20 protein-coding genes are annotated in these 25114 nt (G+C 64.4%); 5 read left to right on the forward strand and 15 right to left on the reverse strand.

The features are described 5' to 3' along the window. Positions 1 to 44: 44 nt before the first annotated feature. From IVB42_RS19525 to IVB42_RS19580, 12 genes are all read right to left on the reverse strand, one after another. Positions 45 to 575, reverse strand: coding sequence for a hypothetical protein (locus IVB42_RS19525; protein WP_018459836.1), 531 nt, complete (start codon positions 573 to 575; stop codon positions 45 to 47). A 33-nt stretch (positions 576 to 608) separates the two neighbouring features. After that, positions 609 to 2009 carry a dihydrolipoyl dehydrogenase gene (lpdA, locus tag IVB42_RS19530; protein ID WP_018459835.1) on the reverse strand — a complete coding sequence of 467 codons (1401 nt, stop codon included), beginning with the start codon at positions 2007 to 2009 and terminating at the stop codon, positions 609 to 611. Between the two features lie 56 nt (positions 2010 to 2065). Further along, positions 2066 to 2815, reverse strand: a complete 750-nt coding sequence (locus IVB42_RS19535; RefSeq protein WP_026233887.1) for an SDR family oxidoreductase — start codon at positions 2813 to 2815, stop codon at positions 2066 to 2068. Between the two features lie 64 nt (positions 2816 to 2879). Next, positions 2880 to 4115, reverse strand: coding sequence for a 2-oxoglutarate dehydrogenase complex dihydrolipoyllysine-residue succinyltransferase (gene odhB, locus IVB42_RS19540; RefSeq protein ID WP_026233886.1), 1236 nt, complete (start codon positions 4113 to 4115; stop codon positions 2880 to 2882). Between the two features lie 179 nt (positions 4116 to 4294). After that, positions 4295 to 7264, reverse strand: coding sequence for a 2-oxoglutarate dehydrogenase E1 component (locus IVB42_RS19545; RefSeq protein ID WP_018459832.1), 2970 nt, complete (start codon positions 7262 to 7264; stop codon positions 4295 to 4297). A gap of 137 nt (positions 7265 to 7401) precedes the next feature. Continuing rightward, positions 7402 to 8286, reverse strand: a complete 885-nt coding sequence (gene sucD, locus IVB42_RS19550; protein WP_018459831.1) for a succinate--CoA ligase subunit alpha — start codon at positions 8284 to 8286, stop codon at positions 7402 to 7404. Positions 8287 to 8320: 34 nt separating this feature from the next. Continuing rightward, positions 8321 to 8800, reverse strand: a complete 480-nt coding sequence (locus tag IVB42_RS19555) for a DUF1579 family protein (protein ID WP_007604324.1) — start codon at positions 8798 to 8800, stop codon at positions 8321 to 8323. Positions 8801 to 8804: 4 nt separating this feature from the next. Then, entirely contained in the window at positions 8805 to 10001 is a 1197-nt protein-coding gene (sucC, locus tag IVB42_RS19560; protein ID WP_247397640.1) for an ADP-forming succinate--CoA ligase subunit beta, read from the reverse strand. 220 nt (positions 10002 to 10221) lie between these two features. Next, positions 10222 to 11190, reverse strand: coding sequence for a malate dehydrogenase (mdh, locus tag IVB42_RS19565; protein ID WP_007598869.1), 969 nt, complete (start codon positions 11188 to 11190; stop codon positions 10222 to 10224). 183 nt (positions 11191 to 11373) lie between these two features. Next, positions 11374 to 12558 carry a cell division protein ZapE gene (zapE, locus tag IVB42_RS19570; protein ID WP_085348694.1) on the reverse strand — a complete coding sequence of 395 codons (1185 nt, stop codon included), beginning with the start codon at positions 12556 to 12558 and terminating at the stop codon, positions 11374 to 11376. 217 nt (positions 12559 to 12775) lie between these two features. Then, positions 12776 to 13312: an RNA 2',3'-cyclic phosphodiesterase gene (gene thpR, locus IVB42_RS19575; protein ID WP_007598862.1), complete on the reverse strand. Its 537-nt coding sequence runs from the start codon at positions 13310 to 13312 to the stop codon at positions 12776 to 12778. A 174-nt stretch (positions 13313 to 13486) separates the two neighbouring features. Next, the gene (locus IVB42_RS19580) at positions 13487 to 14122 is read right to left on the reverse strand and encodes an arylesterase (RefSeq protein ID WP_026233885.1); all 636 of its coding nucleotides are present in this window, start codon (positions 14120 to 14122) and stop codon (positions 13487 to 13489) included. 55 nt (positions 14123 to 14177) lie between these two features. Here IVB42_RS19580 and IVB42_RS19585 point away from each other — a divergent pair, with 55 nt between their 5' ends. The 4 genes from IVB42_RS19585 (at position 14178) to IVB42_RS19600 (ending at position 19288) form a co-directional block, all read left to right on the forward strand. Next, positions 14178 to 14900: an ABC transporter ATP-binding protein gene (locus tag IVB42_RS19585; RefSeq protein ID WP_018459825.1), complete on the forward strand. Its 723-nt coding sequence runs from the start codon at positions 14178 to 14180 to the stop codon at positions 14898 to 14900. After that, a complete protein-coding gene (locus IVB42_RS19590) occupies positions 14897 to 17467 on the forward strand; it encodes an FtsX-like permease family protein (RefSeq protein WP_018459824.1) in 2571 nt (856 codons plus the stop codon). Before IVB42_RS19585 ends, IVB42_RS19590 begins: the two co-directional genes overlap by 4 nt. A 270-nt stretch (positions 17468 to 17737) precedes the next feature. Next, on the forward strand, positions 17738 to 18529 hold the full coding sequence (locus IVB42_RS19595; RefSeq protein WP_007598855.1) for a Bax inhibitor-1/YccA family protein: 792 nt from the start codon (positions 17738 to 17740) through the stop codon (positions 18527 to 18529). A gap of 228 nt (positions 18530 to 18757) precedes the next feature. Beyond that, positions 18758 to 19288, forward strand: coding sequence for a GNAT family N-acetyltransferase (locus IVB42_RS19600; protein WP_018459823.1), 531 nt, complete (start codon positions 18758 to 18760; stop codon positions 19286 to 19288). A gap of 92 nt (positions 19289 to 19380) precedes the next feature. Here the strand turns inward: IVB42_RS19600 and IVB42_RS19605 are convergent, their stop codons facing one another. From IVB42_RS19605 to acnA, 3 genes are all read right to left on the reverse strand, one after another. After that, positions 19381 to 19749, reverse strand: a complete 369-nt coding sequence (locus tag IVB42_RS19605) for a DUF2794 domain-containing protein (RefSeq protein ID WP_018459822.1) — start codon at positions 19747 to 19749, stop codon at positions 19381 to 19383. Positions 19750 to 20341: 592 nt separating this feature from the next. After that, complete coding sequence (locus IVB42_RS19610; protein ID WP_026233884.1) at positions 20342 to 21118, reverse strand: DUF1223 domain-containing protein; 777 nt, start codon at positions 21116 to 21118, stop codon at positions 20342 to 20344. 234 nt (positions 21119 to 21352) lie between these two features. After that, positions 21353 to 24073 (reverse strand): aconitate hydratase AcnA, encoded by a 2721-nt coding sequence (acnA, locus tag IVB42_RS19615; RefSeq protein ID WP_018459820.1) that lies wholly within the window; start codon positions 24071 to 24073, stop codon positions 21353 to 21355. A gap of 242 nt (positions 24074 to 24315) precedes the next feature. Between acnA and ccmA the strand changes: the two genes are divergently transcribed. Next, complete coding sequence (ccmA, locus tag IVB42_RS19620; RefSeq protein ID WP_026233883.1) at positions 24316 to 24918, forward strand: heme ABC exporter ATP-binding protein CcmA; 603 nt, start codon at positions 24316 to 24318, stop codon at positions 24916 to 24918. Positions 24919 to 25114 lie beyond the last annotated feature (196 nt).

Below are 25114 nucleotides of genomic sequence, written 5' to 3' on the forward strand. Positions count from 1 at the left end.
CGCCCGGTCAAGCCGGGCGATGACAGCGAGTCTGCGGTGAGGCTTCACCGCGCTTCGTGCACGCTCTTGCGAAAGCGCTGGATCAGGCGGAGCGTGCGGGAGGACCAGCCTTCGCCGTTGCCGGCGATCAGCTCCTTGATGCGTCGCTTGACCGGATCGACCAGCTCGGCGGCCTTGGCACGCAGCTTCAGCACCAGATCATAGAGCCGCTCGAACCACGCCATCTCCATCAGCTTGTCGCGCGTCACGTCGAACACGAAGGCGGTGACGCCGACCCCGAGCAGCTTTGCGAACACGATGGTGAAGACCGCGCTGGTCCAGTATTCGTGCGTGAGCAGCCACAGGCCAACCAGCTTGAGCGGAAACAGCGGGACGATCGGTACAGCGAACACGATCAGCGTCATCGCTGGCGACAGCGCATCGACGCGGTCCGACAGCCATTGCTTGAACCGCGCAAGCGGGACGATTGCGACAACCCGCGCGACGATCGGTTCGAGATGGTCCCACAGCCAGGCTTCGATCAGGAAGATGATCGCAAGCAGGACCCAGACCGGTTGAAGCAGGCGGCGTAGCATGTGTTTCCCGCCCGATTCGGCGCTGGGCGCGACCTACATATGGATGGCCCGCTTGCCGACTGCAAGCGCGGCTTCCTTGATGGCCTCGGAGCGCGTCGGGTGCGCGTGGCACGTGCGCGCGAGATCCTCCGCGCTGCCGCCAAACTCCATGAGAACGGCTGCCTCATGGATCATTTCGCCGGCTTCGCGGCCGATAATGTGCACGCCGAGGACGCGATCGGTCTTCGCATCTGCGAGAATCTTCACAAAGCCGTCGGTGGTCTGGTTGACCTTGGAGCGCCCGTTGGCGGTAAAGGGAAACTTTCCGACCGTATAAGCCACGCCCGCCTGCTTCAGCTCCTCCTCGGTCTTGCCGACGGAGGATACTTCCGGCGTGGTATACACGACGCCTGGGATAACATCGTAGTTCACGTGGCCGGCCTGCCCGGCGATGATCTCGGCAACCGCGACGCCTTCATCCTCGGCCTTGTGCGCGAGCATCGGGCCCGCGACGACGTCGCCGATGGCATAGACGCCCTTCACGCTGGTGGCGAAATGCGGGTCGATCTGCACGCGGCCGCGATTGTCGAGTGCAACACCGGCTTCCTTCAGGCCGAGCCCCTCCGTGTACGGCACACGGCCGATACAGACGAGAACGACGTCGGCCTCCAGCGTCTCGGCAGCGCCCCCCGCGGCGGGCTCGATCGTCGCCTTCAGCGTCTTGCCGGAGGTGTCCACGCCCGTGACCTTGGCACTGAGCTTGAAGGCAAAGCCCTGCTTCTCCAGGATGCGCTGGAATTGCTTGGCGATCTCGCCGTCCATGCCGGGCAGGATGCGGTCGAGGAATTCGACGACGACCACTTCGGCGCCGAGACGGTGCCAGACCGAGCCGAGCTCGAGGCCGATCACGCCGGCGCCGACGATCAGCAACTTGCCGGGGACCTTGTCCAGCGACAGCGCACCGGTCGACGACACGATGCGGGTCTCGTCGATCTCGATGCCCTTGAGCCGCGCGATGTCCGAGCCGGTGGCGATCACGATGCTCTTGGTTTCGACGACCTGCGACTTGCCGTCGGCGGAGATCTCGACCTTGCCGGTGCCGAGAATCTTGCCGGCGCCCTTGAGCACGTCGATCTTGTTCTTCTTCATCAGGAACTCGACGCCCTTGACGTTGCCGTCGATGCCCTGCTGCTTGAAGTTCATCATCGCAGGCAAATCGAGCTTCGGCGCGGAGACGCTGACGCCCATCTTGGCGAAGGAATGCCCGGCCTCCTCGAACATTTCGGAGGCATGCAGCAGCGCCTTCGACGGCATGCAGCCGACATTGAGGCAGGTGCCGCCGAGCGTCGCGTTCTTTTCCACCACGGCGACTTTCATGCCGAGCTGCGCTGCACGCACCGCGCAGACATAACCGCCCGGTCCGGTGCCGATGACGACGAGATCGTAGGTAGCCATGAGAGAAAGTCCCGTAAGTTTAGCGTTGAAGGATGTGTCAGCGTCCGCGCGGCGCGTCAGCGTCCGCCGGACACATCGAGAATGGCTGAGGTAACGTAGGAGGCATCGTCCGACATCAGCCAGACGATGGCATTGGCGACTTCATCGGCCGTACCGACGCGCTTCATCGGCACCATATGGGCCAAGCGATGGGCGCGGTCGGGCTCACCGCCGGCAGCGTGGATTTCGGTGTCGATCAGGCCGGGGCGGATGCCCGCGACGCGAATGCCCTCGCCGGCAACCTCATAGCCGAGGCCGATGGTGAAGGAATCGATCGCGCCCTTGGACGCGGCATAGTCGACATAGGTGTTCGGCGCGCCGAGCTTGGCCGCAACCGACGACAGATTGACGATGACGCCGCCCTGGCCGCCATGCCTGGTCGACATCCGCTTCACGGCTTCGCGCGCGCAGAGGATGGAGCCGGTGACGTTGACCGCCATCACACGCTGGATGCGCTCGGCCGACATCTCGTCGACGCGCACGCCGCTGGTCCCGACAATACCGCCATTGTTGACGAGCGCGCCGAGCGTGCCGAACGCGTCCGCGGCCTTGAACAGCGCCAGGATGTCGCTTTCCTCGGCGACGTCGCATTTTACCGCGATGGCCTTGCCGTTGCTGGCCGCGATCTCGGCGACCACCTCATCGGCGGCCGTCTTGTTGCTGGCATAGCCGACAACGATCCGGAAGCCGCGTGCCGCGGCGGCAATTGCGGTCGCACGGCCGATGCCGCGGCTGCCGCCGGTGATGACAACGACTTTATCCGTCACGCGCGCCTCCATAGTTCGACACGCGCCGTCGCGAAAGGCGACGGCGCTCGCAGAGCATCAGCGATCAGAGATCGAGCACCAGGCGCGCCGGATCTTCCAGGCTCTCCTTGACGCGGACAAGGAAGGTCACGGCTTCCTTGCCGTCGATGACGCGGTGATCGTAGGACAGCGCCAGATACATCATCGGGCGGACCTCGATCTTGCCGCCGACGACCATCGGCCGCTCCTGGATCTTGTGCATGCCGAGGATGCCGGACTGCGGCGCGTTCAGGATCGGGGTCGACATCAGCGAGCCGTAGATGCCGCCATTGGTGATGGTGAAGGTGCCGCCCTGCATCTCGTCGATCTTGAGCTGGCCGTCGCGGGCGCGGCGGCCGAAATCGGCGATGCCCTTCTCGATGTCGGCGATCGACTTGTTGTCGCAGTCGCGCACCACGGGCACGACGAGGCCCTTGTCGGTGCCGACGGCGACGCCGATGTGATAGTAGTTCTTGTAGATCAGATCGGTGCCGTCGATCTCGGCGTTGACGGCCGGGATGTCCTTCAGCCCCTGGACGACGGCCTTGGTGAAGAAGCCCATGAAGCCGAGCTTCGAGCCATGCTTCTTCTCGAACGCATCCTTGTAGTGGGCACGCAGCGCCATGACGTTGGTCATGTCGACCTCGTTGAAGGTCGTGAGCATCGCGGCGGTGTTCTGCACGTCCTTGAGGCGGCGCGCGATGGTCTGGCGCAGCCGGGTCATCTTGACGCGCTCTTCGCGGGCGGCGTCATCGGCCGGCGACGGTGCGCGGACCTGAACCGCTGCGGCCGGCTGGTTGACGGGGGTCGGCGCCGAGGCCGCACGCTCGATCGCGGCGAGCATGTCGCCCTTGGTGACGCGCCCGTCCTTGCCGGAGCCGGGAACGGTCGAGGCATCGACGCCGGTCTCGGCCGAGAGCTTTCGCACGGAGGGAGCGAGCGGCGCATCGGCCGGTGGCGCCTTCGCCGCGGCGGGAGCAGCAGCGGCCGCAGGAGCGGCAGCCGCGGGCTTCGCGGGCGCAGCTGCCGGCTTGGCAGCGCCGGCGGCGCCTTCGGTAATCTGGCCGAGCAGCGCGCCGACGGCGACGGTGGCACCATCGGCGGCGATGATCTCGCTCAGCGTGCCGGCTGAGGGCGCCGGGACTTCGATGGTGACCTTGTCGGTCTCGAGCTCCACCAAGGGCTCGTCGACGGCGACGGGATCGCCGGCCTTCTTGAACCAGCGGCCGATGGTGGCCTCGGTGACGGATTCGCCGAGGGTCGGCACACGAATTTCAGTCATGGTCTTTTCCTTAAGGAGATCGCCAATGCGGACATAGGTGCAGATGTCAGCGCCCGCGGATGCGGGCGATCCAGTACGCCGTGACAGTCGTGATAGAGACGGGCGGCGCGGAATACTGGATCCCCCGCCCCGGTGCGCAATTGCGCACAAGGCGGGGCATGACGAGGTGTAAAAACTTCTCAGCTCAATGCTTCGTCCAGGAACGCCTTCAGCTGCGCCTGATGCTTCGACATCAGACCCGTGGCGGTCGCAGCGGAGGCGGCGCGGCCGACATAACGCGGACGCCGGCTCGCACCGTTCACCTGGTTCAGCACCCACTCCAGATAGGGCTCGATGAAGTGCCAGGCACCCATGTTGCGCGGCTCTTCCTGGCACCACACCACTTCGGCCTTCTTGAAGCGCGACAGTTCGGCCACCAGCGCCTTGAGCGGCACCGGATAGAGCTGCTCGACGCGCATCAGATAGATGTCGTCCATGCCGCGCTTCTCGCGCTCCTCGTAGAGGTCGTAATAGACCTTGCCCGAGCAGAGCACGATGCGGCGGATCTTCTCGTCGGGAACGAGCTTGATCGCTTCGCTCGGCAGCATCTGGGCGTCGTCATAGAGGATGCGGTGGAAGGTCGTTCCCTTCGCGAGCTCCTCGAGACGCGACACCGCCCGCTTGTGACGCAGCAGGGACTTCGGCGTCATCACGATCAGCGGCTTGCGGATCTCGCGATGAAGCTGCCGGCGCAGCACGTGGAAGTAGTTCGCCGGCGTGGTCGGATAGACCACCTGCATGTTGTCTTCCGCGCACATCTGCAGATAGCGCTCCAGACGCGCCGAGGAGTGCTCCGGTCCCTGGCCTTCATAGCCGTGCGGCAGGAGGCAGACGAGGCCGGACATGCGCAGCCATTTGCGCTCACCCGAGGAGATGAACTGGTCGAACACGACCTGCGCGCCGTTGGCGAAGTCGCCGAACTGCGCTTCCCACAGGGTGAGCGTGTTCGGCTCGGCGAGCGAATAGCCGTATTCGAAGCCGAGCACGGCTTCTTCCGACAGCAGCGAGTTGATGACCTCGTAATGGCCCTGCTCGTGACCGAGATGGTTGAACGGCGTGTAGCGGCTCTCGTCTTCCTGGTCGATCAGGACCGAGTGGCGCTGCGAGAAAGTGCCGCGCTCCGAATCCTGTCCGGACAGGCGGACATGGTGGTTCTCGTTGAGCAGCGTGCAGAACGCCAGCGCTTCGCCGGTCGCCCAGTCGATGCCCGTGCCGCCGTCGATCGCCTTGGCGCGGTTTTCTAGGAAGCGCTGGATCGTGCGGTGGACGCGGAAACCGTCCGGCACCTTGGTGATCTTGCGACCGATGTCCTTCAGGGCGGCGATGTCGACGCCGGTGACGCCACGCCGCGCATCTTCTTCCTGATCGGCGATCTTGAAGCCGGCCCATTTGCCGTCGAGCCAATCGGCCTTGTTGGGCTTGTAGCCGGAGCCGGCTTCGAGTTCGGCATCGAGCCGCGCGCGCCAGTCGGCCTTGGCCTTCTCGACCTCGCCCTCGGTCAACACGCCTTCGCTGATGAGGCGGCGGGCGTAGAGTTCGAGCGTCGACGGATGGGCCGCGATCTTCTTGTACATCACCGGCTGGGTGAAAGCCGGCTCGTCGCCCTCGTTATGGCCATGCCTGCGGTAGCAGAACATGTCGATGACGACGGGCTTGTGGAATTTCTGCCGGAACTCGGTCGCAACCTTGGCCGCGAACACGACGGCTTCCGGATCGTCGCCGTTGACGTGGAAGATCGGCGCGTCGATCATCTTCGCCACGTCGGACGGGTAAGGCGACGAACGGGAATAACGCGGATAGGTGGTGAAGCCGATCTGGTTGTTGACGATGAAGTGCACGGAGCCGCCGGTGCGGTAGCCCTTCAGGTCCGACAGGCCGAAACATTCCGCGACCACGCCCTGGCCGGCGAACGCGGCGTCACCGTGCATCAGCAGCGGCATCACCGAGATGCGCATATCCGGCGGATCGCCGTGCTGATCCTGCTTGGCGCGGACTTTTCCGAGCACCACGGGATCGACGATCTCCAGATGCGAGGGGTTGGCGGTCAGCGACAGATGGATGCGGTTGCCGTCGAACTCGCGATCCGAAGACGCGCCGAGGTGATATTTGACGTCGCCCGAGCCTTCGACCGCATCAGGATTGGCCGAACCGCCCTTGAACTCGTGGAACAGCGCGCGATGCGGCTTGCCCATCACCTGGGTCAGGACGTTGAGGCGGCCGCGGTGCGGCATGCCCAGCACGACCTCCTTCACGCCGAGATTGCCGCCGCGCTTGATGATCTGCTCGAGCGCGGGGATCAGCGATTCAGCACCGTCCAGGCCGAAGCGCTTGGTGCCGGTGAACTTGGTGTCGCAGAATTTCTCGAAACCTTCGGCTTCGACCAACTTCATCAGGATGGCACGGCGACCTTCGCGGGTGAACGAGATTTCCTTGTCCGGCCCCTCGATCCGCTCCTGGATCCACGCCTTCTGCGCCGCGTTGGTGATGTGCATGAACTCGACGCCGAGCGTCTGGCAGTAGGTGCGCTCGCAGATCGCGGTGATTTCGCGCAAGCTGGCGTATTCGAGACCGAGCACATGGTCGAGGAAGATCTTGCGGTCGAAATCGGCTTCGCTGAAGCCGTAGGTCCGCGGGTCGAGCTCTTCGCGATTGCGCTGGGCTTCGATGCCGAGCGGATCGAGCTTGGCGTGGAAGTGACCGCGCATGCGGTAGGACCGGATCAGCATCAGGGCCCGGACCGAGTCGCGGGTGGCCTGGAGAAGGTCGGCGGAGGAGAGGCCGCCGCTCTTATCGCCACCCTTGGCCTGCGCCTTGGCAGCGATCTTGGCTCCGACCGTCTTCTCGACTTCCGCCCAATTGCCGTCGAGCGCGGAGGTCAGATCATCCTGCGGGGTCAGCGGCCAGTTGGCGCGCTCCCAGGACGGGCCTTGGGCGTTCTTGCTGATGTCACCCGGCTGGTCGTTGAGGCTCTTGAAGAAGTCCTGCCACTCGGCATCCACCGAGGACGGGTCCTTCTCGTAGCGGGCGTAGATTTCGTCGATGTAGGTGGCGTTGGTGCCCTGCAAAAAGGAGGAGAGGGCAAAGGCTGCGTTCGCGTCTTGGCGAGACATACTTGAGTTCCTGGCGATTTCGGTTCGCGCATAACAAACGGCGCTGGCGCTGGGCTCCCCGGCAGAGGACCAGCGCGACAGGCACCATTTACCCTATTTGCTGCGAAACTTCGCCCGGAAAATTACGAAGGTGTGAATCAAGATTTCAATTTTTCGGCAAGCGTGTGGCCGAGGCGCGCGGGAGATGGCGACACTGTAATTCCAGCCGATTTCATCGCGTCGGTCTTGGAACCGGCGTCGCCCTTGCCGCCCGAAATGATCGCACCGGCGTGGCCCATGCGACGGCCGGGAGGGGCCGTGACACCGGCGATGAAACCGACCATCGGCTTCTTGCGGCCGCGCTTGGCCTCGTCCTTGAGGAACTGGGCGGCGTCCTCCTCGGCGGAACCGCCGATCTCGCCGATCATGATGATCGACTCGGTCTTGGGGTCGCCGAGCAGCATTTCCAGCACGTCGATAAACTCGGTTCCCTTGACCGGGTCGCCGCCGATGCCGACCGCGGTGGTCTGGCCGAGGCCTTCCTGGGTGGTCTGGAACACGGCTTCGTAGGTCAGCGTGCCGGAGCGGGAGACGATGCCGACGCTGCCGGTCTTGAAGATGTTGGCTGGCATGATGCCGATCTTGCACTCGCCGGCGGTCATGACGCCCGGGCAGTTCGGCCCGATCAGGCGCGACTTGGAGCCGGCCAGCGAACGCTTCACCCTGACCATGTCGATGACCGGGATACCTTCCGTGATGCAGACGATCAGCGGGATCTCGGCGTCGATGGCTTCGCAGATCGCATCGGCCGCGCCCGGCGGCGGCACATAGATCACCGATGCATCGGCACCGGTCTTCTCACGCGCCTCGCGCACGGTGTCGAACACCGGCAGCCCCAGATGCGTCGCGCCGCCTTTGCCGGGCGAGGTGCCGCCGACCATCTTGGTGCCATAGGCAATCGCGGCCTCCGAATGGAAGGTGCCGTTCTTGCCGGTAAAGCCCTGGCAGATGACCTTGGTGTTCTTGTCGATCAGGATGGACATGAGGTCTGCTTTCGCGAAACTAACGAGTGAGAGGTCAGTGGATGCGGCGGTAGACGCCGGTGAGCACGTCGGCCCAGCCTTCTGCGTCCGGCGAGAACTGGATCTTCAACGAATAGGAATCGTCGTCGATGATTTCATAGACGTGGCGCGCATTGCCGCGGAGCGAGCCGCGCACCAGCGTCAGGGTCTTGCCGACCCACCCGCCGGAGGCGGGCGAAGGCGGCGTGTAGCCGAGCGAGTCGTACCAGAACAATTTGTAGGTCCGGTCTTCGCGGTCGAAGGTGAAGATGCCGTGGGTGGCGAAGCTCTGCTTGCCGTCGCGGGTCTGGACCGAGTCCTGGATCAGATAGAAGCCATTGAGATCCATGTGGGCCACGACGCGAGAAGTCGCCGTTCCACCCTCCGTCCAGCGCGACGGAAAGACCACCTCTTCGCCATTCCATTCACCGGCGAACGCGGCAAGACGCGCGTGCTCCGGCAGCGGGGATGATGCAGCGAGATGGTCCTGAGTCATGGCCTCAGCCTCCCTTGACGGCCTTCACGATCTTCTGCGCGGCGTCGTCGAGATTGTCGGCCGGCACCACGTTCAGGCCGGATTCACGAATGATCTTTTCGCCCAGCTCGACATTGGTGCCTTCGAGGCGAACCACCAGCGGCACGCTGAGGCCGACTTCACGCACGGCGGCCGTGACGCCCTCGGCGATCACGTCGCACTTCATGATGCCACCGAAGATGTTGACCAGGATGCCCTTCACGTTGGGATCCGCGGTGATGATCTTGAAGGCGGCCGCGACCTTTTCCTTGCTGGCGCTGCCGCCGACGTCGAGGAAGTTCGCCGGCGCCATGCCGTAGAGCTTGATGATGTCCATCGTCGCCATCGCGAGACCGGCGCCGTTGACCATGCAGCCGATATTGCCGTCGAGGGTGACGTAGTTGAGGTCGTATTTGGACGCCTCGATTTCCTTGGCGTCTTCCTCGGTCTCGTCGCGCAGCGCGAGCACCTCGGGGTGACGAAACAGGGCGTTGTCGTCGAACGACACCTTGGCGTCGAGCACGCGGAGCTGGCCCTGCTTGGTCACGACGAGCGGGTTGATCTCCAGCATCGACATGTCCTTCGCGACGAAGGCCGCGTAGAGCTGCGCGGTGAGCTTCTCGGCCTGCTTGGCGAGATCGCCGGAGAGTTTCAGCGCGTTCGCGACGGTGCGGCCGTGATGGCCCATGATGCCGGTCGCGGGATCGATCGAGAAGGTCACGATCTTCTCAGGCGTGTTGTGCGCGACGTCCTCGATGTTGACGCCGCCCTCAGTCGACACCACGAAGGAGACGCGGGAGGTCTCGCGGTCGACCAGGATCGAGAGGTAGAATTCCTTGTCGATGTCTGAGCCGTCCTCGATGTAGAGGCGGTTGACCTGCTTGCCGGCGGGTCCGGTCTGGATGGTGACGAGCGTTGCGCCGAGCATCTGCTTGGCGAATTCGGAAACTTCCGCGGCCGACTTGGCGATGCGGACGCCGCCCTTGTCGCCGGCCGACGCTTCCTTGAACTTGCCCTTGCCGCGGCCGCCGGCGTGGATCTGGCTCTTCACGACCCAGACCGGGCCCGGGAGTGCCTTTGCCGCCGCGTCCGCATCGGTTGCCTTCAGGACCGGAACGCCCTTCGAGATCGCGACACCGAACTCGTTCAGCAGCGCTTTGGCCTGATATTCATGGATATTCATTTAGTCGCTCCCTGAACCCGCGGGCGGTGACCTCGTAGGCCCACCTCAGTCTTGTGGCTGGCATACCATATACCACAGGAACTGCAACCCGGATTCTCTGACATCGATCTCTGGACTGCCGATCCGGAGCCCGCCCCGTCCTCTACAAGAGTTGCAGCGGGGGCCCGGAAGTGAAACCGCCGAAGACCGGTTTTTCGATCTTCGGCGGGGAATGTTGGGTTTAGCGGCCCAGAAGATCGGGCGCGATCTTCTTGCAGGCGTCAACCAGACCCTGCACTGCGCCGACCGACTTGTCGAAGGCTTCGCGGTCCTTGCCGACGAGCTCGATCTCGACGACGCGCTCGACGCCCTTGGAGCCGATCACGACGGGCACGCCGACATACATGTCCTTCACGCCGTATTCGCCGTTCAGGTAGGCGGCCGAGGCCAGCACGCGCTTCTTGTCACGCAGATAGCTCTCGGCCATCGCGATCGCGGAAGCCGCCGGAGCATAGAAGGCCGAGCCGGTCTTGAGCAGATTGACGATCTCGGCGCCGCCGTTGCGGGTGCGGTCGACGATCTCGTCGAGGCGCGCCTGCGAGGTCCAGCCCATCTTGACGAGATCGGGCAACGGGATGCCGGCGACGGTGGAGTATTTTACCAGCGGCACCATGGTGTCGCCATGGCCGCCCAGCACGAAGGCGGTGACGTCTTCGACCGAAACGTTGAACTCGTCGGCCAGGAAGTAGCGGAAGCGCGACGAATCCAGCACGCCGGCCATGCCGACGACCTTCTTGTGCGGCAGGCCGCTGGCCTTCTGCAGGGCCCAGACCATCGCGTCGAGCGGGTTGGTGATGCAGATGACGAAGGCGTCGGGAGCGTACTTCTTGATGCCGGCGCCGACCTGTTCCATGACCTTGAGGTTGATGGAGAGGAGGTCGTCGCGGCTCATGCCGGGCTTGCGCGGCACGCCGGCGGTGACGATGCAGACCTTTGCGTTGTCGAGCGCCTCGTAGGAGTTCGCGCCGGTGTAGTGCGCGTCAAAGCCGTCGACCGGCGAGGACTGCGCGATGTCGAGCGCCTTGCCCTGCGGCACGCCCTCGGCGATGTCGAACATCACCACGTCGCCCAGCTCTTTCAGGCCGATGAGATGAGCCAGCGTTCCGCCGATCTGACCGGAGCCAATCAAAGCAATCTTGTCGCGCGCCATGTGAGCCTGTCCTTTAGACACGTAAGGAGGGGAAAACTGAGACGGGTGGTTATCCCTTTCGCCTCCCCCGTTCAAGTCACGGGTTGCCCAATTGTCGGGCTTGCCGCGTATTCAAGCGCAACCTTGTCATTCCGGGGCTTGGGGAAGCGCCGAGTCCGGAATGACAGCGCTGGCAAATAGGACTTAAGTCTCGACCAAGCCCTTGGTCGAGCCGCTGGCGGTGGAATCCTTGCGGCCGTGAGGCAGCGCCAGATAGGATTCCGAGCTCATTTCGATCAGGCGCGACGCGGTGCGCTTGAACTCGTTGGCCTCGTTGCCCTCATTGGCAAGATAGAGCGAGATCGGGTTGGCATCGGCGGAGGCCATCAGCTTCACGGCATTGTCATACAGCGTGTCGATCAACGTAATGAAACGCTTGGCGGCGTTGCGCTGGGAGAAATCCATCACTGGAATATGGTCGACCAGGATGGTGTGATAGTCGTGCGCCAGCCTGAGATAGTCGGATGCCCCGAGCGGCTTGTCGCAGAGATCGGCGAACGTGAAGCGCGCCACGCCGTGGGCCGAGCACGGCACGTGCAGGATGCGGCCCTTGATCGAAATATCGCGCGACTTGCATTTGGCGCCGCCTGACATCTTCGACCAGGCGCGGTCGAGCGCGGCGTCCGCCTCGGTGTCTGCCGGCGTCAGCCACATCGGTACGCCCTGAAGTTTTTCCAGCCGGAAGTCGGTGCGCGCGTCGAGCCGCAGCACGTCCATGTGGTCGGTGATCTGCCTGATGAAGGGCAGAAACAGCGAACGGTTCAGGCCGCCCTTGTAGAGGTCGTCAGGCGCGACGTTGGAGGTCGCGACCACCACGGTGCCGAGCTCCAGCAGCTTTGCGAACAGGCGGCCCAAGATCATCGCGTCCGCGATGTCGGTGACGTGGAATTCGTCGAAACAGAGCAGCCAGCTCTCCTCGAAAATCGCATGCGCGGTCAGCGCGATGACGTCGCCGTCGCCAATCTCGCCGCGCGCGATGCCCTGGCGATAATCGTAGATGCGCTCGTGCACCTCGGCCATGAATTCGTGGAAATGGGCGCGCCTCTTGTGCTCGACTGTCGAGTGCTGGAAGAACAGATCCATCAGCATGGTCTTGCCGCGGCCGACCTCGCCATGGACGTAGAGCCCGTGCGGCGCCTCGTCCTTGTCGCTGCTGAACAGGCGGCTGAGCAGGCCCTGCTTGCGCGGCGGCTTGTAATCGGCGAGCCGCTGGTCGAGCGCGGCATAGGCGTCGGCGATTTCAGCCTGCGCAGCGTCGGGCTCGATCGCGCCGGACGCGATCTGGGCCTGATAGGCCTCGCGGAATGAGGAACTGGGGGTCGAGAGCATGCTCTTTACCGCCAGAGATGAGCGGAAATTGCAAGCCGTGAATTGGGGCGGGGCGCCATGCATTCCGTGTCCCGGACGCGCTGCGGCACGCAGTGACGCTGCGCAGAGCCGGGACCGACTGTTTCGTACAGGACCGTTCGTCTATCGCCGCGTAATGGGCCCCGGCTCTGCAGCGCACCGCTTCGCGCTGCGCAGCGTCCGGGGCACGAGAGCTTCGCTACTCACACAGCTCGTAGGCGTCCTCGACCACATACGGGCCGCCGCCGGTTGAGGCGCGGGACGAGAACAAAACAAAACGTTCGGCCGTGAATGCCTTGCTGGGAAAATAGCCACGCAGCGAGAGATAATCGGCGACGTCACGGTCGGTGGCGTCGTGCAGCCGGGCCAGCGTGACATGCGGGATGAACTTGCGGCCTTCCGGGTCGAGGCCGATCCGCTGCATCAGGCGCTCGAGCTCGGCCTGCAATTCCATCAGCGGCTTGCTCGGCACGATGGTGGCGACCACCGCGCGCGGCTTGCGTCCGCCGAAACTCTGCAAACCCTGCACCTTCACCTCGAACGGCTTACGGTCGACGCGAAACAGCATCGAGGCGATTTCGTTGGCGGACATGCCATCGATATTGCCGATGAAGCGCAGGGTGACATGGTAATTTTCGGGATCGATCCAGCGGGCGCCGGGAAGGCCGCCCCGCAAATTGGAAAGCGACTGGCCAATCTCGGCCGGAATTTCCAGACCAGTGAACAAACGCGGCATCGTTTCGCACTCCCGATGCTTGGGCATGATCCCAGGGCAAGATCATATCCAAATTTTAGAGCCGGCGACGAATCACCGGTACCCTAATTCCTATCGCAGTTGTGTGACCCTGCGAAGCATCGCGCGCCTTACTCCGGTAAAACCCTGGGAATTACGGTTAGCGCTGCCTGGTTTTCAACGCCGTTGCTCAGCGATGGTGCCAAGGAATGCCTCAACCGTAGGCAAGATATTCTTGACGATGATATCGACGCCGGCCGCGGTCGGATGAATGCCGTCGGCCTGGTTGAGCTTGGCATCGGCCGCGACACCATCGAGAAAAAACGGATAGAGCGGCACGCCGAATTTTTTCGCCAGATCCGGATAAATCGAATTGAAGCGCGCAGCATAATCCGCGCCGTAATTCGGCGGCGCCAGCATGCCGCACAGCATCACCGCGATCTTGCGCGCCTTGAGGCGCTGGACGATCTCGGTCAGCGCGGTGCGGGTCAAATCGGGATCGATGCCGCGCAACGCATCATTGGCGCCGAGCTCGATGATCACACCGTCGGTTCCGTCAGGGACCGACCAGTCGAGCCGGTCACGGCCCCCCGAGGAGGTGTCGCCGGATACCCCGGCATTGGTCATGCCGACCTCTATGCCTTTGTCTTGTAAAGCTTTTTGAAGCTTTGTGGGGAACGCTTCCTGGGCCGGGAGGCCAAGACCCGCGCTCAGGGAATCGCCGAGAACCACCAGCTTGATCGGTTTCGCCGCCTCAGCCCATGCCGGATTTGCGACGGTCATCAAAGCGAACATCAACACGGCTATGTGCATGAACAATCCGTAACGCCTCTCGACCGCGCGGGCGGAGTTGCCATATGACCGGACCATGGACACTCGCATCTCTTCCTCTTCGCTCGCCGACAGTTCGGCCGACACCATCGCCATCTCCAACGTCAATCTGTCATTGGGTACGGGCGCGGCACGCGTTCACATCCTCAAGGATATCAGCTTGCGCGTGGGCCGGAGCGAGACGATCGGCCTGATCGGCCCGTCAGGTTCGGGCAAATCCACGCTGCTGATGGTGATGGCGGGGCTGGAGCGTCCTGATAGCGGAGAGGTGGTGGTCAACGGCACGCCTTTCAATGCCCTCGACGAGGACGCACTGGCCCGCTTCCGCGGCCGCCAGGTCGGCATCGTCTTCCAGTCCTTCCATTTGATCCCGACCATGACCGCGCTGGAGAATGTCGCGGTGCCGCTCGAGCTTGCGGGCAATCCCGACGCCGCAAAGCGCGCGGCGCAGGAGCTGCAATCGGTCGGGCTCGGCGACCGTCTGCATCATTATCCGACCCAACTCTCCGGCGGCGAGCAGCAGCGCGTGGCGCTGGCCCGCGCACTGGCACCCGATCCAGCGATCCTCGTCGCCGACGAGCCGACCGGCAATCTCGACGAAGCCACGGGACAACAGATCGTCGACCTCCTGTTCAGCAAGCATGCCGAGCGCGGCATGACGCTGGTGCTGGTCACGCACGATTCTTCGCTCGCGCAGCGCTGCGATCGCGTGATCCGCCTCCGTTCGGGGCGCATCGACACGCAGTCGGCGCCGGCATGAGTGCTGCTGCCGCACCGTTTGCGAAGCCCAACGGCGTCGCGCTGTCGCTGCGTTACGCGCTGCGCGAATTGCGCGGCGGCCTGCGCGGCTTCTACGTCTTCATTGCCTGCATCGCGCTCGGCGTGATGGCCATCGCTGGCGTCGGCTCGGTCTCGGCGAGCCTGAGCGACGGCCTCGCCCGCGAAGGCCGTACGCTGCTCGGCGGCGACGTGTCGTTCGTCCTGTTTCAGCGCGAGGCGAAGCCGGAGGAAGTCGCCTTCCTGCGTTCGCGCGGCACCGTCTCGAGCGCCGCCACACTGCGCGGCATGGCGCGCTCGGCCGAGGGCAAGCTGGCCCTGGTCGAGATGAAGGCGGTCGACGACACCTATCCGATGCTGGGCCAGCTGACGCTGGCGCCGCCGCTGCCGATGTCCGAGTTGCTCGCGGAGCGCGACGGCGCGTTCGGCGCGGCCGCCGATCCGACACTGCTGGCGCGGCTGTCGCTCAAGACCGGCGATCGCGTCACCGTCGGGGCTGCGACGTTCCAGATCCGCAGCGCCGTCGAAGCCGAGCCCGACAAGCTCGCAGGCGGCATCGGCTTCGGCCCGCGCTTCCTGATCAGCGAAGCGGGCCTGCGCGCGACAGGGCTCGTCCAACCCGGCAGCCTGGTGCGCTGGGTCTATCGTGTGAAGCTGCCGGAGATCGCCAACAACGAGCGCGCCACCGACGCCTTCATCGCGGACGCCCGCAACGCCGCGCCGCAGGCCGGCTGGGAGGTCCGCAGCCGCTCCAATGCCTCGCCGCAGCTCGAGCGCAACATCAACCGCTTCACGCAGTTCCTGACGCTGGTCGGCCTCGCCGCGCTGCTGGTCGGCGGCGTCGGCGTTGCCAATGCCGTCAAGGCCCATATCGACCACAAGCTCGAGGTGATCGCGGCCTTCAAGGCCGTCGGCGCCACCGGGCGCGACGTGTTCGGCATCTATCTCGCCCAGGTTCTCCTGCTCGCCGCGATCGGCTCAGTGATCGGCCTCGCACTAGGCGCCGCCATGCCGTTCGCGATCGTCGGCCTATTCGGCAAGCTGCTGCCCCTGCCGGTGGTGCCGGCGGTGCATGCCGACGAGCTCGCGCTGTCGTTCGTCTACGGGCTGCTCACGGCGCTTGCCTTCGGCCTGTGGCCGCTCGGGCGAGTGCACGACGTGCCGGTGGCGGCGCTGTTCCGCGACACCATCAGCTCCGAATGGCATCGGCCACGCTGGAGCTATCTCGTCTTCATGGCCGTCGTGATCGCGCTGCTCATCGCGGTCGTGATCGGGCTGTCCTTCGACAAGCGCATCGCCGCGGTGTTCGTGGCCTCCTCCGTGGTCGTGTTCGCGCTGCTCCGCGGCATTGCCGCCCTGCTGATGACGATCGCACGGCGGCTGCCGCGCACGCGATGGCCGATGCTGCGACTTGCGATTGCCAACATCCACCGGCCGGGCGCGCTGACGCCCTCGGTCGTGCTGTCGCTCGGGCTCGGGCTCGCCGTGCTCGTCACCATCACCCAGATCGACGGCAATCTGCGCCGGCAGTTCCTGGCGGCGCTGCCCGAGCACGCGCCATCGTTCTTCTTCATCGACATTCCGAGCACGCAGGCCGAGCAGTTCGACACATACCTGCGCCAGATCGCCCCTGGCGCGAAAGTCGACGACGTGCCGATGCTGCGCGGACGGATCGTCGGAGCCCGTGGTGTCCGCGCCGAGGAGCTCAAGCCCAGCACCGATTCCGAGTGGGTGCTGCAGAGCGACCGCGGCCTGACCTATACCGCCGAGCTGCCGAAGGGCTCCAAGGTGGTCGAGGGCGAGTGGTGGAGCGCCGATTATTCCGGCCCGCCGCTGGTTTCGATGGAGAAGAAGATCGCGGACGGACTCGGCCTCAAGGTCGGCGACGAGGTCGTGGTCAATATCCTCGGCCGCGACATCCCCGCGAAGATCAGCAATCTGCGCAGCATCGACTGGCAGGGCCTCGGCATCAATTTCGTCCTCGTGTTCTCGCCGAACGCATTCAAGGGCGCGCCGCACACCCACATCGCGACGCTGACGGAAGCCGGCGGCGATGCGGCCGGCGACGGCAAGATCATCAAGGAGGTCGCTGACGCCTATCCGATGGTGACGAGCGTGCGCGTGCGCGAGGTGATGGAGACGGTCGGCTCGGTCGTGACCAACCTGGCGCTGGCGATCCGCGGCGCCAGCGCGGTGACCCTGATCTCGGCGATCCTGGTGCTCGGCGGCGCGCTCGCCGCCGGCCATCGCCACCGGGTCTACGATGCGGTGATCCTCAAGACCCTGGGCGCGACCCGGCTGCGGCTGCTCGGCGCCTATGCGCTCGAATACCTCCTGATCGGGCTTGCCACCGCGGTCTTCGGCGTTTTCGCCGGCAGCGTCGCGGCCTGGATGATCGTGACCCGGCTGATGACCCTCACTTTCGTCTGGCAGGGCGGCAGCGCAGCCGGCGTGGTCGCGGCTGCCTTGGTCGTCACGGTCGGCCTCGGGCTCGCCGGCACCCTGCTGGCGTTGAACAAAAAGCCCGCCACGGTGTTGCGGAATTTGTGACAAATGGTAGCGGGCGGCGGCACGGGAGCGAAATCGCACGATTCCAGCGATTAACCACGTCCGCTCGTCTGGATTGCAGGTAAGGGCGACATTCAGCCGCGCGTGGACGGTTGCAGCGAATGTGTTAGTTTCCCACATATCGAATGGGTTCGGAGCCCCGATTGTTAGCCAAAATTTAGTCGGCAGACATCGGTATCCGAGATAGAATTTGACGAACCGGCGGCATGGCGACCCTCATGCCGGACCGGACCAACCAACGGGAATTCGACCATGTCGGACCTAGACCGCAATTACGCTTCTCCTTTCGGCAGGGCCGCCGGGCGTGTTGACGCCGCGACGGTCGATGCCGGCCTGCGCGCCTACATGCTGCGCATCTACAACTACATGAGCATCGGCCTGGCCATCACCGGCCTTGCCGCCCTCGGCGTCTACATGGCCGCCGTGACGGACGTTCCGACCCCGGAAGCCGTGCGGGTCGGCAAGCTGTTCCTGACGCCGTTCGGCTACGCGATGTTCGTCAGCCCCCTGAAGTGGCTGTTCATGCTCGCGCCGCTCGCCATGGTGTTCGTGATCTCGGCAGGCATCAACCGGCTCGCTCCTTCGACCGCCCAGATCCTGTTCTGGGTGTTCGCGGCACTGATGGGCGTCTCGCTGTCCTCGATCTTCCTGGTGTTCACGCACACCTCGATCGTCCGGGTGTTCTTCATCACCGCGGCGACTTTCGGCGCGCTCAGCCTCTACGGTTACACCACCAAGCGTGACATGAGCGGAATGGGTTCGTTCCTGTTCATGGGCCTGATCGGCATCGTCATCGCGAGCCTGGTGAACCTGTTCCTGGCGAGCTCGGTGCTGCAGTTCGTCGTGTCGGTGGTCGGCGTGCTGGTGTTCGCGGGCCTCACCGCCTGGGATACCCAGCGGCTGAAGAACGACTACATCTACGGTTACGCTTCGGCCGGCGGTGACATCGCAGAGCGTGCGGCCATCACCGGCGCGCTGTCGCTGTACCTGAACTTCATCAACTTGTTCACGCTGCTCCTGCAGCTCCTCGGCCAGCGCGACTAAGCGCCAGCCCAGAGTGGACGACAGCAACCCCCGGCCGAGAGGCCGGGGTTTTTGTTTGGGGCGAGCCTCTCAACACCCACCGTCATTGCGAGCGCAGCGAAGCAATCCAGAGTCCCTCCGCTGGTGCATTTCTGGATTGCTTCGTCGCAAGGGCTCCTCGCAAGGACGGAGTATGAGGAAGCACGGTTGCCTCTTCCAGCCGCCCCGGGAAGGCTCTAATCTTGCGGCATGTCCGCACCCGATATCAGGCCCACCACCGAGGCCGACCTCCCCGCCATCACGGCCATCTATCGGCAGGCTGTCCGCGAGGGCACCGCGACGTTCGAGCTGGAGCCGCCCGACCTTGCCGAGATGACGCGCCGCTACCGCACGCTGATCGACGGCGGCTACCCCTATTTCGTCGCCATCCTCGACGGGCGCGTCGCCGGCTACGCCTATGCCGGTGCCTACCGGCCCCGCCCGGCCTACCGCTTCACGGTCGAGAACTCGATCTATCTCGATCCATCCTTCCACCGCCGCGGCATCGGGGCGCTCCTGCTGGAGCGGCTGATCGTCGAATGCGAGGCACGCGGCTTCCGTCAGATGATCGCGGTAATTGGGGATTCCACCAATGCCGGCTCGATCGGCGTGCACACCAGGGCCGGCTTCAAAATGATCGGCACGCATCCCAGCGTCGGGCTGAAATTCGGCCGCTGGCTGGACACGGTAATGATGCAGCGGAGCCTCGGCGAGGGCGCCAAGAGCGTGCCGGGGAAGTAAGGCCCGTAGCCCGGGTGAGCGAAGCGATACCCGGGAACGCTGCAAGCAAAGACCCGGATGTCGCTACGCTCATCCGGGCTACTGGATCCCTGCTACACCACCGCCAATTTGCGATCGATCACCAGGAGCACGCGCTCCAGTTCGTGGCCGCGGCGCAGGATCAAGCCCGTCGCCGAGATCACGCTGTACATGCCCTGCTTGCGCGCGAGGCGCGGATCCTTCTCGATACGATAGATCGGCACTTCCGAGGCGCGGCGAAAGACCGAGAACACAGCGCGATCCCTGAGGAAGTCGATGGCATAGTCGCGCCACTCGCCTTCGGCAACCATCCGGCCGTAGAGATTGAGAATACGGTGCAGCTCGAGCCGGTTGAACGTCACGCGGCTCAGTTGCGCATTCGAAGCGGCGGGGCGCGCCGCCGCACGCTGTTCGCTCGGATCGGTATCCTCCGACAGACTCATAGGCCGCCTCCTGTCGCATCAGCATGACCGCGTCCGCGAAGACCGTCCCTCGACCGCGGATCATGACGGTTGCATGATTGCGCCAACTGTTCCCCACCGCAAGGGCCCTTGGAAGGACCTTGGAATCGGAGCCAATCCGCCCACACGCAGCGGTGGAACTCTGTCGCGGCAAACCGTCACGGGATCGTTAGCAGGAATCATAGTGTCGCCGCTTTTCCGCCAAGCGACTGCCGCCCTGCGTTGCGAAAAGACCTATGTGCGTTGACCCGGTCCTTTCGGTTCCGGATTCCTCAGCCCCCAGCCCCCCGGGGCCGTCAGGATCGGGTCTGTTCGCACGACAAGGAGGGCCAACGCGAGTTGGTCCTTTTTTGTTTGAGTCGAATTGTTTGGGTCGGGATGTTTCTGCCTCGACGGATATCTCAGCATCTCAGCAAAAACCCTTTCCCCTCATCCTGAGGAGCCGCGAAGCGGCGTCTCGAAGGATCGAGGCCGAGCTGCCTCAGCAGGGCCTGCATGGTTCGAGACGGCGCTGACGCGCCTCCTCACCATGAGGATTGAGAGTGTGCTTGAGTCGGACGATTCGAAGTGCGCGTCAGTGCAGCGACGTGTACGCCGCGCCCAGCATCGGGCCCGGTCTCTCCCGGCTGCCGTCCTGGACATAGACCACGGCACCGTCGACGCCGTCACGCGTGAGGTTCTCGATCGGCACCGTCCAGCTTTCCGGGCGGCCGGTCCAGTCGCCGACCTTCAGCAGGTTGCGCACCACGTTGTGATAGATCACTTGCTGTCCGCGATTTTCGCCGCGACTGATCGCGATCGGCACCGACCTCGCAATCGAGCAGATCCAGACCTCGCCGTGGGACGCCGTCGGCTCCTTGCTCGCGGCCACCGAGACGTTGATCTGCTTGCCCGCGAGCGACATCGTCACCGGCACGCTCATCACACCAGTGCCCGTCTCGGTTTTGCCGATGGCGCTTTCGATGCCGGTGCGGTCGCTGCCGACGACATGCGTGGAGCCGTTGACCACGACCTGCGGCGTGTAGACTTCGCGGTCGCCGCGCATGCGCGAATACGCACGCTGCCGTGCAGAGAAGCGCGAATCGGCCAATGTGTCCTTCCAGCCGAGATAGTCCCAATAGTCGATCGGCATGCTCAGCGCGATGATCGAGGGATCGCGGGCGAGGTCGCCGATGATCTTGTCGGCCGGCGGGCAGGAGGAGCAGCCCTGCGAGGTAAACAACTCGACAACGGCGCGGGGATCAGCCTCGGCAGGGCGGATGACGGCGACGATTGCACAGAGACCAAGAGCTCCCGACCAGAGGGCACCGGACCAGCGTGAAACCAGATGAGAAGCCGTCATTGTTGTCATGTCGAACGCCGCACACCATTGCTCGTGAGAGGGAAATCTTACCGCCGGATGGTCACCGTAATCTTACGGGCCTCACACATTTGTTGTCCGTCCAAGAACCGTACAAGGGGAGGTTCTGTGCCGGGCGGGCCCATCTGAAGCCTGCCGCAAACGCGTGAAGGCGGCCTTGTGATAGGCCGCCTTCGTGTAACCTACTACTCACTTCGCAGTGAGCCACCGTTCACAAATCCGCGCTTACGCCGCGAGCTTGCGTAGCACGTAGTGCAGGATGCCGCCGTTGCGGTAGTATTCGAGTTCGTCCAGCGTATCGATGCGGCAGAGCAGCGAAACGCGCTGCAGCGAACCGTCGCCGGAGACGATCTCCGCGGTCAGCTTCTGGCGCGGCTTGAGGTCGCCAACGAGGCCGCGCAGCGTGACCTTCTCGTCGCCCTTCAGACCGAGCGACGACCAGGAGGTGCCGTCCTCGAAGGTCAGCGGCAGCACGCCCATACCGACCAAATTGGAGCGGTGGATGCGCTCGAAGCTCTGGCAGATCACGGCGCGCACGCCGAGCAGACGGGTGCCCTTCGCGGCCCAGTCGCGCGAGGAGCCGTTGCCGTATTCGGCGCCGGCGAACACCACCAGCGGCACCTGCTCCTGCTGGTACTTCATCGCGGCGTCGTAGATCGACATCTGCTCGCCGTCGGGCCAGTGCTTGGTGAGACCGCCTTCCGGAATATTGCCGTCGGCGCCCTTCAGCATGAAGTTCTTGATGCGGATATTGGCGAAGGTGCCGCGCATCATGACTTCGTGGTTGCCGCGCCGCGTGCCGTACTGGTTGAAGTCGGCCGGACGCACCTGGTGCTCGCTGAGATATTTGCCGGCGGGCGAGGTGAGCTTGATCGAACCGGCCGGCGAGATGTGGTCGGTGGTGATCTTGTCGCCGAACATGGCGAGGATGCGGGCCTCGACGATGTCGGTGACCGGCTCCGGCTCCTTCTTCATGCCTTCGAAATAGGGCGGGTTCTGCACATAGGTCGAACTCATGTTCCAGCGATAGGTTTCGCTCTCGACCGTCTTGATCTTGCGCCAGTTGGTGTCGCCCTTGAACACGTCGGCATACTTCTTCTTGAAGATCGACGCGGTCACGAACTTCTTCATGAAGGCGTTGATCTCCTTGGTCGTCGGCCAGATGTCCTTGAGGTAGACCGGCTTGCCGTCCTTGCCTTCACCGAGCGGCTCGACGGCGAGGTTCTTGGTGACGGTGCCCGCGAGCGCGTGGGCGACCACGAGCGGCGGCGAAGCCAGATAGTTCGCCTGCACGTCCGGTGAGACGCGGCCTTCGAAGTTGCGATTGCCGGAGAGCACCGCAGCCGCGACGATGCCGTTGTCGTTGATCGACTTCGAGATCTCCTCGGGCAGCGGACCTGAATTACCGATGCAGGTGGTGCAGCCGAAACCGACCAGGTTGAAGCCGACCTTGTCGAGATCGGCCTGGAGACCGGAATCGGCAAGATAGGCCGCCACCACCTGGCTGCCCGGGGCGAGCGAGGTCTTCACCCACGGCTTTGCCTTGAGGCCCTTCGCGGCGGCGTTGCGCGCCAGAAGACCGGCGCCGATCAGCACGCTCGGGTTCGAGGTGTTGGTGCAGGAGGTGATCGCGGCGATCACGACGTCGCCATGGCCGATGTCGAAGTTCTTGCCGTCGACGGCGAAGCGCTTCCCCGGCTCCTCGGCCTTCTTGTATTCGCTGGCGAGCGCGAGCGAAAAGCCCTCGGCCACGGACGGCAGCGCAATGCGGCCTTCGGGGCGCTTCGGGCCGGCCATCGAGGGCACGACATCACCGAGGTCGAGCGTCAGCGTTTCCGTGAACACCGGATCGGGCGACTTGGCGGTACGGAACAGCCCTTGCGCCTTCGCATAGGCCTGCACCAGCGCGACGCGCGCCGAGGCGCGGCCGGAGGTCTTGAGATAATCCAGTGCGGCGGCATCGACCGGGAAGAAGCCGCAGGTCGCGCCATATTCGGGCGCCATGTTGGCGATGGTTGCCTTGTCTGCGACCGAGAGATGGTCGAGGCCGGGGCCGAAGAACTCCACGAACTTGCCGACGACGCCGAGCTTGCGCAGCATCTGCGTCACCGTCAGCACCAGGTCGGTCGCGGTGACGCCTTCCTTCATCGCGCCCTTCAGCTTGAAGCCGACGACGTTGGGCAGCAGCATCGACAGCGGCTGGCCGAGCATGCAGGCTTCCGCCTCGATGCCGCCGACACCCCAGCCGAGCACGGCAAGGCCGTTGACCATGGTGGTGTGGGAATCGGTGCCAACCAGCGAGTCGGGATACGCGACCTCGAAGGTGCCGGTCTTCTTGCCGACCGTCATCTTCTCCTTCTTGGTCCACACCGTCTGGGAGAGATATTCGAGATTGACCTGGTGGCAGATGCCGGTGCCGGGCGGCACGACGGAGAAGTTCGAGAACGCCTTCTGGCCCCATTTCAGGAACTCGTAGCGCTCCTGGTTCTGCTTGTATTCCTCGGTGACGTTCTTGCCGAAGGCCTTGTTGTCCCCGAAGAAGTTCACGATCACGGAGTGGTCGATGACGAGATCGACCGGCACCAGCGGATTGATCTTCTCGGCGTCGCCCCCGAGCTTCTGCATCGCGTTGCGCATCGCGGCGAGATCGACCACGGCGGGCACGCCGGTGAAGTCCTGCATCAGCACGCGCGCCGGGCGGAAGGCGATCTCATGCTCCAGCGACTTCTTGCGCAGCCACTTCGACACCGCGACGATGTCTTCCTTCTTGACCGAGCGGCCGTCCTCGTTGCGGAGCAGGTTCTCGAGCAAAACCTTCATCGAGTAGGGGAGTTTCGAAATTCCCTTCAGACCATTCTTCTCGGCCGTGGGCAGGCTGTAATAGACATAGGTCTTGGCGCCGACCTTGAGGGTCTTTTTGCATTTGAAGCTGTCGAGCGAGGTCATGTAGGAAATCCCAATTGTCAGTTATACCCGGCAGGGTATTTTAACACCGTCAGCGTAGGCAGGCTGAGTCACTTGCAGGGGCAGGTTGAGTTGCCGCATCAAGTAGTTCCGGGCTTATAGAAGCTTTCTAACCGCGCCGCCACAGCCACAATCGTGCCGCGGCAATCCGCGAGCCAAAAATTCCCATACGCTACCCCAAGTTTTCCTGAGGCCTGGCTTTGAGCGGATCGATACGAGGCAAGATGCAGCTTTCCGGACGCGGGGTCAGTTGCGTGCGGGGCGGGCGCGAGGTGTTTTCCGCGCTCGATTTCGAGGCCGGCTCCGGCGAAGCCGTGGCGGTCGTCGGCCGCAACGGATCGGGCAAGACCTCGCTGCTGAGGCTGATCGCGGGCCTGCTCATTCCGGCGAGCGGCACGATCGCGCTGGACGGGGGTGACGCCGAGCTGACGTTGCCGGAGCAATGCCACTATCTGGGTCATCGCGACGCCCTGAAGCCAGCCCTGAGCGTGGCGGAGAATCTGACGTTCTGGGCCGATTTTCTCGGCGGCGAGCGTTTCGACACCGGCAAGGGACTCGCCACCGTCGGGCTCGACCATGCCGCCGATCTGCCCGCCGCCTTCCTGTCCGCCGGCCAGCGCCGCCGGCTGTCGCTGGCCCGCCTGCTCACCGTCCGCCGCCCCGTCTGGCTGTTGGACGAGCCGACCACGGCGCTCGATGTCGCGGGACAGGACATGTTTTCCGGATTGATGCGCGGGCACTTGGCGCGCGGCGGCCTGATCGTCGCCGCCACCCATGCCCCGCTCGGGATCGATTCGCGGGAGCTGCGGATCGGGGGTGCGGCGTGATTCGGGTCGACCCTCAGGTTTCCAAGCGGCCGAACTCCGCCCTCTCCGTTCCCTCCCCCCTTGTGGGGGAGGGTCAGGGAGGGGGGTGCCACACGGCGCACTCTCTCGGTTCTCGCGTTCGGCAGGCGGGCGCTCCGTTGCTAGCAGCCCGCACCCAAGAACCATCTTCCTCGGGGCTACCCCCCTCCCCCGCCAT

Origin of the sequence: Bradyrhizobium sp. 45 (assembly GCF_023073155.1) — a bacterium.
Lineage (GTDB): Bacteria > Pseudomonadota > Alphaproteobacteria > Rhizobiales > Xanthobacteraceae > Bradyrhizobium > Bradyrhizobium canariense_D.